General features: G+C 72.9%; 13 protein-coding genes. 3 read left to right on the forward strand and 10 right to left on the reverse strand.

Going from position 1 to position 13,840, the window contains the following annotated elements:
- The 10 genes from ACWD3O_RS12685 to ACWD3O_RS12730 all read right to left on the reverse strand — a co-directional run.
- A partial coding sequence (locus tag ACWD3O_RS12685) for a type I polyketide synthase (RefSeq protein WP_451415834.1) occupies positions 1 to 1,860 on the reverse strand: 1,860 nt, incomplete at its 3' end.
- Complete coding sequence (locus tag ACWD3O_RS12690; protein ID WP_451415835.1) at positions 1,850 to 2,386, reverse strand: flavin reductase family protein; 537 nt, start codon at positions 2,384 to 2,386, stop codon at positions 1,850 to 1,852. The genes ACWD3O_RS12685 and ACWD3O_RS12690, both read right to left, overlap by 11 nt.
- A 192-nt stretch (positions 2,387 to 2,578) precedes the next feature.
- Positions 2,579 to 3,379 (reverse strand): thioesterase II family protein, encoded by an 801-nt coding sequence (locus tag ACWD3O_RS12695; protein WP_451415836.1) that lies wholly within the window; start codon positions 3,377 to 3,379, stop codon positions 2,579 to 2,581.
- The gene (locus ACWD3O_RS12700) at positions 3,376 to 4,485 is read right to left on the reverse strand and encodes an alpha/beta hydrolase (RefSeq protein ID WP_451415837.1); all 1,110 of its coding nucleotides are present in this window, start codon (positions 4,483 to 4,485) and stop codon (positions 3,376 to 3,378) included. The genes ACWD3O_RS12695 and ACWD3O_RS12700 overlap by 4 nt, the downstream gene beginning before the upstream one ends.
- Complete coding sequence (locus ACWD3O_RS12705; protein ID WP_451415838.1) at positions 4,482 to 5,345, reverse strand: 2-oxo acid dehydrogenase subunit E2; 864 nt, start codon at positions 5,343 to 5,345, stop codon at positions 4,482 to 4,484. Before ACWD3O_RS12705 ends, ACWD3O_RS12700 begins: the two co-directional genes overlap by 4 nt.
- Positions 5,342 to 5,569 carry an acyl carrier protein gene (locus tag ACWD3O_RS12710; RefSeq protein ID WP_451415839.1) on the reverse strand — a complete coding sequence of 76 codons (228 nt, stop codon included), beginning with the start codon at positions 5,567 to 5,569 and terminating at the stop codon, positions 5,342 to 5,344. The genes ACWD3O_RS12705 and ACWD3O_RS12710 overlap by 4 nt, the downstream gene beginning before the upstream one ends.
- A complete protein-coding gene (locus ACWD3O_RS12715) occupies positions 5,569 to 7,530 on the reverse strand; it encodes an HAD-IIIC family phosphatase (protein WP_451415840.1) in 1,962 nt (653 codons plus the stop codon). Before ACWD3O_RS12715 ends, ACWD3O_RS12710 begins: the two co-directional genes overlap by 1 nt.
- A 3-nt stretch (positions 7,531 to 7,533) precedes the next feature.
- On the reverse strand, positions 7,534 to 8,574 hold the full coding sequence (locus tag ACWD3O_RS12720) for a 3-oxoacyl-ACP synthase III family protein (RefSeq protein ID WP_451415841.1): 1,041 nt from the start codon (positions 8,572 to 8,574) through the stop codon (positions 7,534 to 7,536).
- Between the two features lie 288 nt (positions 8,575 to 8,862).
- Positions 8,863 to 10,311, reverse strand: a complete 1,449-nt coding sequence (locus ACWD3O_RS12725) for a DHA2 family efflux MFS transporter permease subunit (protein ID WP_451415842.1) — start codon at positions 10,309 to 10,311, stop codon at positions 8,863 to 8,865.
- Positions 10,312 to 10,359: 48 nt separating this feature from the next.
- The gene (locus ACWD3O_RS12730; RefSeq protein WP_451415843.1) at positions 10,360 to 11,430 is read right to left on the reverse strand and encodes an LLM class flavin-dependent oxidoreductase; all 1,071 of its coding nucleotides are present in this window, start codon (positions 11,428 to 11,430) and stop codon (positions 10,360 to 10,362) included.
- A gap of 133 nt (positions 11,431 to 11,563) precedes the next feature.
- Between ACWD3O_RS12730 and ACWD3O_RS12735 the strand changes: the two genes are divergently transcribed.
- The 3 genes from ACWD3O_RS12735 to ACWD3O_RS12745 all read left to right on the forward strand — a co-directional run bounded on the left by ACWD3O_RS12735 (position 11,564) and on the right by ACWD3O_RS12745 (position 13,824).
- On the forward strand, positions 11,564 to 12,265 hold the full coding sequence (locus ACWD3O_RS12735) for a TetR/AcrR family transcriptional regulator (RefSeq protein WP_451415844.1): 702 nt from the start codon (positions 11,564 to 11,566) through the stop codon (positions 12,263 to 12,265).
- Positions 12,266 to 12,384: 119 nt separating this feature from the next.
- Positions 12,385 to 13,602 carry a cytochrome P450 gene (locus ACWD3O_RS12740; protein WP_451415845.1) on the forward strand — a complete coding sequence of 406 codons (1,218 nt, stop codon included), beginning with the start codon at positions 12,385 to 12,387 and terminating at the stop codon, positions 13,600 to 13,602.
- A 12-nt stretch (positions 13,603 to 13,614) separates the two neighbouring features.
- Complete coding sequence (locus ACWD3O_RS12745) at positions 13,615 to 13,824, forward strand: ferredoxin (RefSeq protein WP_451415846.1); 210 nt, start codon at positions 13,615 to 13,617, stop codon at positions 13,822 to 13,824.
- The last annotated feature ends 16 nt before the right edge of the window (positions 13,825 to 13,840 follow it).

Genomic DNA, 13,840 nt, shown 5'->3' on the forward strand with positions numbered 1-13,840 from the left:
CGCGAACAGCCCCGGCTGCGTGAACCCCGTCTCATGCACCCGCTCACCACCCAGCGCCTCGGCCAGCGGCACCTCCAGCAAACCCTCGAAAGCCCGCATGACCTCGTCGAACGCCTCCGCGAACACCGGGAACGACGCATACAAACCACGCCCCATCCCCACCCGCTGAGACCCCTGACCCGTGAACAAAAACGCCAACCGCCCACCAGCCGGAACCACCACACCAGCACCCGTGCCCGCACCGGTCGAGGCAAGAGCCTCCAACCCCGCCACCACCTCCGCCCGGTCCGCACCCGCCACCACAGCCCGATGCCCGAACCGCGCACGCGACGCCACCAACGACCACGCCACATCACGCACCCGCACCTCCGGACGCCCCTCCAGCAACGCCCGCACACGACCCGCCTGCTCCCGCAGAGCACCCTCCGTCCGCGCCGACAGCACCAACGCCGTCGGACCACCCGGCTCCACCGCCTCCTCGGCGTCGTGTCCCGTCTCGGGGGCTTCGGCCAGCACCACATGGCAGTTGGTGCCGCCCATGCCGAAGGAGCTCACTCCGGCGATGAGCGAGCGGTCGGGGCTGGGCCAGTCGCCGAGCTCCGTCTGCACCCGCAGCCGGAGCCGGTCGAAGGGGATCTGCGGGTTGGGGGTCTCGAAGTTGAGGCTGGGCGGCAGCAGGCGGTGCTTGATGCTGAGGACCGTCTTGATGAGGCCGGTGACACCGGCGGCGCCCTCGAGGTGTCCGACGTTGGTCTTCACGGAGCCGACGGCCAGGGCCGGGCCGTCCTCGTGGTCCGCGCCCACGGCGGCACCGAGTGCGGCGGCCTCGATCGGGTCGCCGAGGGGGGTGCCGGTGCCGTGCAGTTCGACGTACTGGACGTCCTGTCCGGTGACTCCGGCACGGGCGAGGGCCCGGCGCAGCACCGCTTCCTGGGCGCGGCGGCTGGGTACGGTCAGGCCGTTGGTGGCACCGTCGTTGTTGACGGCGCTGCCGCGGATGACGCAGTAGACGCGGTCACCGTCGGCGAGGGCCTGTGCGAGCGGCTTGAGGAGGACCAGACCGGCGCCTTCACCGCGGACGTAGCCGTTGGCCCGTGCGTCGAAGGTGTGGCAGCGGCCGTCCGGGGAGAGGCCACCGAACTTGGCGGCGCCCACGGTGCTCTCGGGGACGAGGTTGAGGTTGACGCCGCCCGCGAGGGCGAGGTCGGACTCGCCGTTGCGCAGGCTCTGGCAGGCCATGTGCACGGAGACGAGGGAGGACGACTGGGCGGCGTCCACGGCCATGCTCGGGCCGTGCAGGCCGAGGGTGTAGGAGACGCGGTTGGCGATGATGCTGCGGTGCAGGCCGGTGATGGTGTGCCGGCCGATGGCGTCGGTGCCGTGCCGGTGGAGGAGGGTGGCGTAGTCGTCCCAGATGGCGCCGACGAAGACGCCGGTGCGGCTGCCGCGCAGGTCGGTGGGGACGATCCGGCCGTCCTCGAGCGCCTCCCAGCTCAGTTCCAGCATCAGCCGTTGCTGGGGGTCCATCGCCGCGGCCTCGCGCGGGGAGATGCCGAAGAAGTCGGCGTCGAAGCGGTCGACGTTCTCCAGGTGGCCGGCACGGCGGGAGTTGGTCCTGCCGGGGGCGTCCCGGTCGGCGTCGTAGTAGGCGCTGACGTCCCACCGATCTGCGGGGACGTCGGTGATGGACTCCCTGCCCCGCACGAGGTTCTCCCAGAAGGTGCGGGGGTCGGGTGCTCCGGGCAGTCGGCAGGCCAGTCCGATCACGGCGACAGCGCCGTCGTCGCCGCCGGCCGGGGTGGGGACACCGGTGGCGGGGGCGGTGGTGCCGGGGGCAGGGTTCTCGAACTCACTCACCATCGCGTGTGCCGTCCTCTTTCACGGGTCGGAATGCGCCGTACTGACTGCGGAAGAACACCAGGGGCGGGCCGTCGTGGATCGCGGCCAGGTGGTGGACGTGGGCGACGACGATGTCGTGGTCCCCGGCGGGGTGCTCCGCCTCCACCGAGCACTCCAGCCAGCCGAGCGCGCCGACCGGTACCGGGAGTCCGCCAGGGGTGGCGGGCTTCCACGCGATGCTTCGGAACTTGTCCCCGCCGCGTGCCGACAGGCGTTCGCTGACGTCTCGCTGGTCCTCGCCCAGGATGGCCACGCACAGCCGGTCCGACGTGCGGAGCAGTGGCCAGCTGCTGCTGGTGCGCGCGACGCAGAAGGAGACCAGCGGGGGGTCCAGGGAGACGGAGGCGAAGGAGTTGGCGGCCAGTCCGGTGGGCCGGGTGCCGCCGGGTGCGTAGGCGGTGACCGCGACGACGCCGGTGGCGAAGCGTCCGAGGACATCCCGGAAGACGGCCGTGTTCCGGTGGTTCGTGGAGGGCAGCGGAGGCAACTGTCGGTACCTTTCGTGCGGCTCCGGCGATGCGGAGTGGACCCAGCCTCGCCCGGCTGCCTAACGACGGGCTTTCCGCGCTCTAAAGCCGGTCGTGGGCTGGTCGATCCCGGCATGACGGTCGATCCGGGCGTGACGGTCGGGTCGGGCGTGACGGTCGGGTCGGGCGACGGCCGGGCGAGCCCCGGCGGGTTACCGTGCCGTAGGCCCTGCGGGGGCGGTCAGCACCCGGCGCACGAGGGCGAGAACGGTGTCCTGTGCGTCACGGATGAAGAGGTGGCCGCCTGTTACGGCGTGCACGGCGAACGTCCCGGAGGTGTGCCGGGCCCATGCCTCCGCCTGTCCGGGGGTGAGCAGCGGGTCGGTGGTGCCGGCGAGGACGTGGACGGGGCAGGGCAGTTCGGTCGTGGTGGTGTGCCGGTAACCGTGGCAGATCTTCAGGTCGTCGCGGATGAGCGCGAGGGCCGCCTCCCGCCATTCCGGATACTCGAGCAGCATCGGTGACATGCCCCCGATGTCGACGAGCAGGCGGGTCAGGTCCTCGTCGGACATGCCGCGTGCGGCGGCGAGTGGGGCGGGCAGGTGCGGCGCCTGGTAGGCGCCGGCGAGCATCGCCTTCGGGAGCCGTTGGTTGCCGAGGAGCCTGCGCCGGGTGAGTCCGTACGCGACGAGGGCGCCCATGCTGTGCCCGTACAGGGCGTAGGGGGCGTCCAGGTGAGGTCCGAGGTGTTCGTCGAGGGCGTCGAGGAGGGGTTCGAGGGAGGTGATGCGGGGCTCGCGTACGCGGCGTTCGCGGCCGGGCAGTTGTACGGGGACGACGCTGACGCCTGCCGGGCGCAGTGCGCGGTCCCAGTCCTTGTAGACGGAGGCGGTGCCGCCGGCGTGGTGGAAGCAGAAGAGCCGGACGGCGGCCGTCGGGTCGGGTGGGCCGACGAGGTATCCGGCGGGTGGTGCGCCCGTGGCCCGTCCGGGGGGTGTGTGCGTCGGGTTCATCGGGCGGTGTCCGTGGTCGGGGGGAGGGCGCGGAGCCGGGCGCGTTCCCGCCGCAGGGCCTCGTGCAGCCGGGTGCGGTGTTCGCCGCCCACGCCGCGCATGCGCAGGATCGTGAGGAAGGTCCACAGGCGGGTTTCGTCGAGGTGGCGGGGTGAGCCGTGCACGTCGTCGTGCGCGATCAGCCGCAGGCTCGGCACGTGACGTCGCAGCAGTTCCCCGTCCTCGCGGGGGATGATCTCGTCGCGGAGGCTGGCGACCATGCCCACCTGGGCGGTGAGGGCGCCCAGCTGGGCGTCGGTGAGGGACCAGTCGGCCAGCAGCCGCGGCAGTTCTCCCGCGGGGGTGCGGGTGAGGTGGGCGAGGGTGTCGACGGTGATCCGGGGAATGCGCCGTTGCCAGGCGCCGTCGGTGAAGAACGCGCGGACGGGCGCACCGGCGCCGACGATGCCCTTCAGCCGGCTGTCCTCCAGGGCCGCGCGGAGCGCCAGGTGGCCGCTGAAGCTGAGGGCGACGGCGTAGGTCTGCTCGGTGTCGGCGCTCGCCGAGACGGCGTCGAGGAGCTGGGGGACCATGGACCAGCTCTTGGCGTGGTAGGGCAGCGTGTTCTCGCCGACGCCGGGCATCTCGGTGACGAGACCGGCCATGCCGAGGGCGCGGATCTGCCCCAGGAGCGGGGCCCACTGTTCCTTGACGCTGACGATGCCTCCGAGGAACAGCAGCAGGGGGCGCCGCTGGTCGGGGTCGAGTCCGCTGGTCCAGCACCGGACCTCCCCCTCCGGGAGCCGGACGGTCAGCGGCGTGATCTCGACGGGCGAGGTGGCGCGCCAGCGGTCGAAGACGGCCACGCACCGCTCCTGCGCGGTGCGGCGGCCGGCGGAGTCGACGTAGGGGAAGCGCGCCATCGTGTACTGCCGGCAGGCCTCCAGGAGCCTGCCGCTTCCGGCCAGGTGGTCACCGGCCCGGGTCAACTCGCCGGACCAGGAGCCGGGTGTGCCGTCGTCGTCGGTGCGGATGCGGTCGAGGAGGCCCTGGTACTGCTCGGCGGGGACGTTCTGCGCGCGGGCGTGGGCCGCCACGTACTGCTTGAGTTCGGCGATGTCGTTCACGGCGTGTCCGGGACGGCGGCCGGGGCCCGGGGTGCGTCGTGGGCGGTGGCCGGCGTCTCGTCCTCCTCACGGTGCTCGGGGAGATCGGTACGGAACGCCTCCAGGCCGTCCTTGATGTCGGCGAGGAGGTCGGCGGCCTCCGCGCCGTCGATCACGCGGTGGTCGAAGGAGAGGTTGAGCCGCATGACGGGGGCCACGACGACGTGTCCGTCGCGGGCCACGGGCCGGTCCAGGACCCGGCCGACGCCGAGGGTGACGGTGGTGCCGCCCATGGAGTGGAATCCGTCGACGGGGCGGTGGCCGAGCGAGGTCACCGAGAAGGTGCCGGTGATGAAGGGACGGGCGGCGAGGTCGCGGGCGGCGCGGCGGAAGCGCACCAGGCCGACGGGCCAGGGCGCGCGGTGCAGGGCGCGGACCGGTGCGAATTCCGGCATGGTCCCGGCGTCGCCGTCGCGGTAGTGGTCCAGCCGGTCCTGGATGGCGTCGAGGCCGGCGGTGTCGAGGCCGGGCAGGACGGCGGCGAGAACGACGCGCCGGCCGCCGAGGACCCGGTCCAGCGCGACCTTGCCGACGGCGGTGGGGTACCGGGTGACGCGGGGGCGGAGCCGTCCGGTGACGGCGGCGTTGGCCTCGGGGTGGGCGACAAGGGCGCGGGCCGCGGTGTGCAGCACGTAGCTGACGTGGGAGTAGCGCCGGCCGCGGGCGGCGGCGCGGGCGCGGTGTCCGAGGACGGCCGTCATGTCGACCTCGGTGTCCAGATGGACGGGGGCGAACGCCCTGACCTGGTCGAGGAAGTGCAGGGTGTGGCGTCGTTCGGGGGCGATCGGCTCGCCCCTTCGGAGGGCGCGGTCCGCGCTCACCGGCCCACCGCCACCGCGTACAGGTGCTCCAGGCTGGGCGCCTCGAGGGCGTCGGGGAGCGAGATGCGGCGGCCGGTGGCGCGCTCCAGGGCGGTGAGCAGGGTGAGCAGGTGAACCGAGTCCCAGCCCTCCACCTGGTCGAAGCTGCGGCCGATGTCGTCCACGCCGAGGGGCAGTCCCAGCTCGTCGCGGAGGAGGGCGACGAAGTCGTCGATCGTGTGCATCACGCGGATCCTTCGGAGGCGTCGGAGGGGACGGTGGGGCTCGGGGACGTGGTGACGGGACCCGCGACGAGGTCGAGGGGGGTGTCGAGGCGCACGTGGGGTGGCTGCGGCAGGACGGCGGCGAGGTCGTGGCGGAACAGGCGTGCGCCGGCGGCGTCGCTCCGGTCGCCGGGCTCCGGCGCCGGGGCGAAGCCGTGCCGGGGGTAGAACTCCGCGACCTTGCCGTTCTTGGGCGAGGGCCGGTACGCGGCGTACACGGTCTCCGCCCCGGTGGCGGCGGCGTGCCGCAACAGCGCCGAGAGGATGGTCTGTTCGATGCCGCGGGCGAAGACGCGGCAGCTCAGGAGGAAGTTGTCGATGGTGAGGGCGGTGCCGTCACGGTGCGCGAAGACGGCGCCGACCACGCCGTTGTCCCCGAACCGGTCGGCGCTGCGCACGGCGAGGACGAGGGCACCGGAGTCGTCGAGAAGGGCCTCCACGTCGGCGGGCTGGAGGCGGTGGGTGGTGAGGTTGAACTGGTTGGTGCGCAGGGTGATCTGTGAGAGCCGGGGGACATCGGCCGGCCGGGCGGGCTGCAGGCTGACGCTGACGCCCAGCTCGTCGAGGTAGTCCTGGATCGAGTCGAAGCCGTGCTGGAAGTCCTTGCGCACCAGTTCCTCGCGGTAGCGCAGGGGGCGGGCACGGTCCTCGGCGGTGAGGTCGCGGGTGTCGAACCAGCCGTCGCGCAGCAGCTTCTCGATGTGCAGGGCCGGCTCGTCGTCGAGCGCGACGACGGCGACCTCGGGCAGTTCGTGGCGGACGAGTCCGCACTCGTACGGGCTGTCGTCCGCGAAGACGAAGGCGTCGACGCCGATGTTCAGGTCGGCCGCGAGGTCGGTGAGGTTGCGCGGCTTGGGCTGCCAGTTCGCGGTGACCCGCACGAAGTCGTCGGGGCGCAGCACCATCCCGGGATGCTCCCCGATGACGGCCGTGACGGGCTCCGGGTCGTTCTTGCTGACGGCCGCCAGGAGCACGCCCTGGGAGCCGATCTGCCGGGCGACGCGCTGGAACGCGGCGAACGCCTCGCCCTTGAGGCCGTCGCCGACCTCGATGCCCTCGGCGCCGTCGTCGCCGAGGATGCCGCCCCACAGGGTGCCGTCCAGGTCGAGGGCGAGGGCCTTCTTGGTGCGGCCGACGAGTCCGCGGGCGAGGTGCCCGGCCTCGCGGGCGTAGCGGGTGAGGAGAGCGGGCGACAGGTGGGCCTGGGCGTAGGCGCTGAGACGGGGGTCGTGGGCGGGGACCTCGGCGACCAGCGGGTCGGTGTCGATCACGACGGCGGCCGTGTGGCCCCCGGACAGGCGCAGCAGGCGGGCGTTGGCCTCGCGCCACAGCGCCCCGAGCCGGGACCGCGAGCGCAGGTCGAGCAACTGGGAGGTGAGGACACGCAGCAGCGGCAGGGTGTTGAGGACGAGGGTGCCGTCGCCGTGCGCGGTGAACTGCTCGGCAGCCTTCTCGACCAGGGCCAGCTTGGCGTCCAGGGCGCGCTCGACGTCGTCGACGCCCCACGGGGAGGGGAGTTCGGCGAGGACGGTGATGGGGTCCAGGACGCACAGGACCAGGTCGGGGCGGGCGGCGTGGAGGTCGCTGCCGGGGTCGGTGAGGTCGACCACCCACGTGCCGTACGAGGACGGCAGCGTGCGCAGCACGATGCCGTGCCGGGCGCCTTCGGCGGCCAGGGCGGGGACGAGCGGGGCGAGGGTGCCGCTGCCGGTGACGGCGACGGTCAGGGACGGCGTGCCGGGATGCGCGCGCAGCACCTCGTCGGGGCCGAGGCGGGCCAGGATCCGCCCGGCGCGGGCCAGTTCGTCGTCGTCGGCGTCGGCGAGCAGGGCTCCCAGGCGGGGGTACTCGGTGGCGAGCGCCCCGGTCCGCTGGAGGGTGAGGAGGCGCTGCGCGGGGGTCGGGGCGGGGGTCTGGGGCACGGGTCAGTCCCTTTCCAGCGCGAAGCCGGACTTGATCCACTTGCTGGACTCGATGGCGATGCCGATGGCCCGCTGGCCGGGGCCGAGCTTCGCCAGGGCGCGTTCGAGCTGGAAGAAGCTGAGGCCGTTGCCGTTGTTGCCGGTCTCGTCGACACAGCTGACCTCTGCGGCGCCGGGCAGGTTCAGGTGGCGCACGATGCGCTGGGTCATGCGGCCGGACAGCTGCGGGGGCAGCAGGTGGTCCACCTGCTGCCGCTCCCAGCCGACTTCGTCGAGCAGGGTGTCGACGACCTCTGCGGCCATGACGGGCACGTGCTGTTCGATGGCCTTGTAGTCCTCGGCGGCGGGCGGGCGTTCGGAGTGCCGGTCGACGGGGCCGAACCACTCGAGGACGGCGCCCGGTTCGCGGCCGAGGCCGACGAGCCTGGTCTGGACGGCGCGCAGCCGGACGGCGTCGGGGGCGTCGGCGGTGGTCAGCACCGCCGCGCCGGCGCCGTCGCCGAAGAGCACGTAGTTGACGAGCTGGGCGGGCGGCAGTGAGGCGAGGCGCGCGTCGAGGTCGTAGAAACGGGCGACCACGTCGCCGCCGAGCACGAGGGCGGTGCGGTGGCGGCCGGTGAGGAGCATCTGGCGCGCCACGTCGAAGGCCTGGACGGCTCCGCTGCACCCGGACTGGAGCTGGTAGCTGGGCACCTCGTCGATGCCGAGGCGGTCGGCCACGACGTTGACGGTGGCCGGCATGAGCTGGTCCGGGGTGGAGGTGCCCATGACGACGAGGTCGATGTCGGAGGGGCCGAGGCCCGCCGACTCCAGCGCCGCACGGCCGGCCTGCTCGGCCAGGTCCGCCAGGGAGCACCGGATCCTCCCGGTGTCGAGGTCGACGGCGAGGTGGCGGGTGCGGGTGCCGATGAAGGCGTCGACCCACTGTTCCCACAGCGGGTCCATGCCGAACCGCTTCGCCAGCGCGGCGTTGTCGACGGCGGGCCCGGGAAGCGCGGTCCCGACCGAGAGGATGCGAGTGTCCAGGGGGTCCAAGGGATCCATGCGGTCATCCTCGACCGGCTGTCTAAAGCGCCTCTAACCCGTTCCTAACCGCGTCCTGCCGGGCCTCGGCGTGCAGGGGAGAGCCGCCGCGCCAAGGCATCCGGACAGCGCGGGACCGCCACCGGTCCGCGGGGGGAGGGCGGACCGGTGGCGGTGTCAGGGGCGCGGTGGAGGCGGCCGCCGGGCCTGCTGGGCCCGCCGGGGCCTCCCGCAGGGCGCCTGGAGGGATTCCCGGCTGGGATTCCCGGCTGCGATTCCCGGCTGCGATTCCCGGCTGGGCCCGCAGGCTCAGGCGTGGCCGGTGACCGGCTCGCCCGTGTCGGCGCGGGGTGTCTCGGCCGCAGGTTGCGGCTCGGGCCTGCCCGGCAGCAACAGGCCGGCCAGCAGGACGACGCCCGCGGCGCCGACGACCCACCAGAAGGCGTGGTGGAAGCCGGTGACGAGGTCGCCGGCCAGGGTCTGGCTCGCCAGCGCCCAGGCGACCAGGGCGACGGTCATGGAGCCGCCGATCTGGTTGAGGATCATCAGGGCGCTGGAGGCGCCGGCCGCGGAGCTGGGCGGCACGGTGCGGTAGACGGAGGCGAGGGCCGGCGCGCCGACCATGCCGAGCCCGAACCCGGAGATCACGGAGCACACGGCGAGCAGGACGAGGTTGCTGTCCGCGCCGGCCTGTGTGTACCCGATGGTGCCGAGGCCCACGAGGGCCGCGCCGCCGGGGACCAGCAGCTTCGCGCCGAGCTTGTCGCTGAGCCGTCCGGCCAGTGGCATGCCGACGAGCGCTCCGATGCCCTGCGGGGCGAGGAGGAGGCCGGCGGCGAGCACGCCGTTGCCGCGGACCTGCTGGTAGTAGAGCGGGACGAGGAACAGCAGCGAGTAGAGCATGCCGCCGACGAGGAACATCGCCGCGACGCTCGCGGAGAAGCCCGAGCTGGCGAAGAGCCGCATGTCGATCAGCGGAGCGATCTTGGTGCCGAGTGCGTGGACGACGTACCCGACGATCAGCACCGCACCGACGACGAGGCCGACGACCACCTTGGTCTGGCCGAAGCCGGCGCCTCCGGCGGCCTGCGAGAAGGCGAACATCAGGGCGGCGAAACCGGGGCAGAGCAGCAGCACGCCGAGCACGTCGAGGGGCTGTCCCTGGCCCTGGTTCTTCTCCGAGCCGGGCACCACCTTGAGCGCGAGCAGGACGGCGAGGATACCGATCGGCACCTTGAAGAAGAACAGCCACTGCCAGTTCAGCCACTCGAGGACGATGCCTCCGATGACGGGTCCGACGACCGGTCCGAGCATCAGCGGCAGTGACATCAGGCCCATGACGCGCCCGGTCCGGGCGGGTCCTGCGGCACGCGCCAGCAGCGTCAGCATGGTGGGTTCGAGCACACCGCCGCCGAAGCCGGTGAGGACCCGGAAGACGATGAGCGACTCTGTGTTCCACGAGAAGCCCGTGAGCAGGGAGCCGACGAGGAACAGGCCGAGGCCGCTCAGCCAGACGGCGCGCCCGCCGAAGCGGTCGATCGCCCAGCCGGCGACCGGGACCATGACGGCCACCGCCAGCAGATAGCCGGTGGCGACCCACTGGATCGTCGACAGCGGCGAGTCGAACTCCTTGCCCAGGGAGTCGATGCCGACGTTGACCACCGTCGCGTCGAGCAGGGCCAGGACCGCGCCCAGCACCAGGACCCAGAGCAGCCGCAGGAGCGCCGGATCGAGCCGGGCCTCCTGGGATTCACTCATGACACTCTCCTCGTTCAGTGAACTCGTCCAGCAGATGAATTGAACCAGCTAGTTCATTTTGATGGGCTCGACCGTAGCATGCGCGGCCTCGGGGCCACCAGCCCCACCGGACCGCAGATCTTCGAGCGCCTCCTTGAGCAGCTCGTAGGAGCGCACCCGCGCGGCGTGGTCGCTGATCATCGACAGGGCCATGACCTCGTCCGCGCCGGTCTCCTCGACGAGCGCGGCCAGCCGTCGGCGCACCGTGTCCGGCCCGCCGACCAGCTGCGGGTCGAGCCGTTCACGCACGAACGCCTCCTCGACGGGCCCGAACCGGTGCCGCGCGGCCTCCTCGGCGGTGGGCAGCAGCGTGAACCAGTCGGAGGTCCGCATCACGATCTGCCCCAGCACGAAGGCGCGGCCGAGGTACTCGGCGCGCTCGTCGTCCTCGGCCGCCACGACAGTGGCCGCTATCGCGGCGTACGGACGGTCCAGCTGGGCGGACGGGCGGAATGCGGCGCGGTACGCGTCCAGCGACTCGGCGCCGGCGCCGGGCCTGATCTGATGGGCGTAGACGTACGGCAGCCCCTGGGATCCGGCGAACGCGGCACTCTGCGGGCTGGAGCCGACCAGCCAGAACGGCGGGCGGCCCTCGGGCGTCGGCACGGCCCGCACCGCGGCCTCCTCCCGCCCCGGGCCGAAGTACCCCTCCAGCTCGTCGAGCCGCGAGGTGAAGTCGTCGCCGCCCGCCGCACCGTAGCCGCGCAGCCGCTCCGCGGCGTTCATGTCCGCGCCCGAGGCGCGCCCGATGCCGAGGTCGACGCGTCCGGGGTACAGCGCCTCGAGGACACCGAACTGCTCGGCCACCACCAGCGGGGCGTGGTTGGGCAGCAGTACGGCGCCCGAGCCGACCCGGATGGTGCTCGTGGCCGCGGCGATCTGCCCCGCCAGGACGGCGGGGGCCGAGGTCGCGAGACTCGGCGTGTTGTGGTGCTCGGCGACCCAGTGGCGCAGGTAGCCGAGCCGCTCGGCGTGCCGGGCGAGGTCGAGGGCGTTGCGCAGCGAGTCGGCGGCGGACGACCCGCGCCACACGGGAACGGTGTCGAGGACGGACAGGTGTACGCGCGAGAAGTCGGCCATGAGCAGCACTCCGTTTCCTGCTGGACACTCGTCGACGCGGGGATCCGGCTCACACCGGAGCCCGCTTTACGGTGGGATCCAGAAGATTGAACTGGTCAGTTCACCTTGATGGGTCGGACGGTAGCATGGGGTCATGACGCCAGGCGACACGAACAGCGCACCCGACCGCCCGACCGGCCGCGGCCGCATCGACAAGCGCCGCGCGATCCTCGACGCGGCCATCCGCGTCTTCGCGCGGGAGGGATACGTCCAGGCCGGTCTCGACGCCATCGCCGCGGAGGCCGGCGTCGCGAAGCCGACGATCTACAACCACTTCGGCGGCAAGGAGAACCTCTTCCGTGAGGCCGTGCTGGAGGCCACGCAGCGTTCCAGCGCCAAGACCCTGGCCGCGCTGGAGGGATTCCCCACCCCCCAGCCCGACGACCTGCGCACCGAACTCGAGGGCGTCGCCACCCGCCTGGTGCAGTGTTTCCGCGACGAGAACTCCTGGGCGCTGCAACGCCTCCTGTACGCCGAGACCGTGCGGTTCCCCGCCGTGTTCGACGACTGGAGGGCCACCGGCCCCGCCAAGGTGTCCGACGCGCTCGCCGGCCGACTCGCCCGGCTGGCCAACGCGGGCCGGCTCAGCATCGCGGAGCCGGACCGCGCCGCGGGCCAGTTCCTCGCACTCATCGCCGACGACATGCCCATGCTCTCGGCCCTCGGGACCCGTCCCATCGACGACCAGGCGCTGCACGCGGCGGTGAAGTCGGGCGTCGAGACCTTCCTGAAGGCGTTCTCCCCGCGGGAACCGGAGGACGCAACGGCACCCGACCCGGCGTTGAAGCCGGGCTAAAGCCGCCGCAAAGCGGCGCTGAGAGCTGTTTGTCGGCGCCGCGGCAGGCCACCTAGCGTCATCGACGGACGCGGTCCATCGCGCTGTCCGCCCCCCGTCGACCGCTGAGGAAGCTGACCATGCCCACTGCCCCGCCCGGCTCCCCCTCGCTCCTCGCCTTCCCCCAGCCACGCGCCTGCCCGCACCAGCCGCCGCCCGGCTACGACGCGTTGCGCGGGCAGGGTCCGCTGGCGAAGGTGGCCCTGTACGACGGCCGGGAGGTCTGGCTGGTCACCGGCTACGCGGAGGCGCGCACCCTGCTGTCCGACCCCCGGCTGTCGTCCGACCGGACACGCCCCGGCTTCCCGGTGCTGGCCCCGCGGTTCCGCGCCTCCGTGGCCCGCAGGCTGCCGCTCATCGCGCAGGACCCGCCGGTCCACGACGTGCACCGGCGGCTGCTCAACCCCGAGTTCAGCCTGAAGCACGTACGGGCGATGCGCCCCCAGGTCCGCGAGATCGTCGACGGCTTCGTCGACCGGATGCTGGAGAAGGGCCCGCCGAGCGACCTCGTCGCCGACTTCGCCGTTCCCGTCACCTCGCTGGTGATCTCCCGCCTGCTCGGGGTGCCGGTCGAGGACCAGCCGTTCTTCCAGGACGCCACCAGCCGGCTCATGCGCGCCACCGAAGAGGGGCCGTCGCAGCAAGCGGGTGGCGAACTCGCCGCCTACCTGGACCGTCTGATCACCCGGCTGCGGACCGAGCCGGGCGACGGCGTGCTCGGCCGGCTGGCCTCCCAGGAGGTCGAGGAGGGACGGCTCCCCCACGACGAACTCGTGCAGATCGCCCTCGTGCTGCTGGTCGCCGGCCACGAGACGACCGCCTCGATGATCGCCCTGGGCACCGTCGCCCTCCTGGAGCAGCCCGAGCGGTCGGCCGAGCTGCGCGCCGATCCGGACACGGTCCCCGGGGTCGTCGAGGAACTGCTGCGGCTGCTCGCCGTCACCGACCTCGCCGGCTCCCGCGTGGCCGTGGAGGACATCGACGTCGCCGGGCACACCATCCGGGCCGGCGACGGCGTGCTCGTCTCCGGCACGCTCGCCAACCGCGACCCCGACGTGCACGCCGACCCGGACCGGTTCGACCCGAGCCGCACCGGCCGCAGCCACCTCGCCTTCGGATACGGCATCCACCAGTGCCTGGGCCAGAACCTCGCCCGGCTCGAACTGGAACTGGCCTTCCGGTCCCTGTTCACGCGCATCCCCACGCTCCGGCTCACCGTGCCCGCCGTCGAGCTGCCGCTGCGCGGCACCGACACCGGGACCATCCAGAGCACCGACCACCTTCCCGTCACCTGGTGAGGGGGACGACCGATGCCGCGTGTCACCGCCGACCGTGAGCGCTGTCTGGGCTCCGGTCAGTGCGCCTACAGCGCACCCGACGTGTTCGACCAGGACGACGACGGCCTCGTCACCGTCCTCGACCCCGCTCCGCCCCGCGAGCGCCTGACATCCCTGCGGCAGGCCGCCGACCTGTGCCCCTCGGGCGCCGTGCGGCTCGACGAGTCCGCCGACACCCCCTAGCCCCGGCCGGTCAGGA

The organism is Streptomyces sp. NPDC002640 (assembly GCF_053592575.1).

Bases quoted from the DNA above. Each gene is read 5' to 3' on its own strand.
- ACWD3O_RS12695 (WP_451415836.1), bottom strand. From the start codon at position 3,379: ATGAACCCGACGCACACACCCCCCGGACGGGCCACGGGCGCACCACCC.
- ACWD3O_RS12710 (WP_451415839.1), bottom strand. From the start codon at position 5,569: ATGCACACGATCGACGACTTCGTCGCCCTCCTCCGCGACGAGCTGGGA.
- ACWD3O_RS12720 (WP_451415841.1), bottom strand. From the start codon at position 8,574: ATGGATCCCTTGGACCCCCTGGACACTCGCATCCTCTCGGTCGGGACC.
- ACWD3O_RS12725 (WP_451415842.1), bottom strand. From the start codon at position 10,311: ATGAGTGAATCCCAGGAGGCCCGGCTCGATCCGGCGCTCCTGCGGCTG.
- ACWD3O_RS12730 (WP_451415843.1), bottom strand. From the start codon at position 11,430: ATGGCCGACTTCTCGCGCGTACACCTGTCCGTCCTCGACACCGTTCCC.
- ACWD3O_RS12735 (WP_451415844.1), top strand. From the start codon at position 11,564: ATGACGCCAGGCGACACGAACAGCGCACCCGACCGCCCGACCGGCCGC.
- ACWD3O_RS12740 (WP_451415845.1), top strand. From the start codon at position 12,385: ATGCCCACTGCCCCGCCCGGCTCCCCCTCGCTCCTCGCCTTCCCCCAG.
- ACWD3O_RS12745 (WP_451415846.1), top strand. From the start codon at position 13,615: ATGCCGCGTGTCACCGCCGACCGTGAGCGCTGTCTGGGCTCCGGTCAG.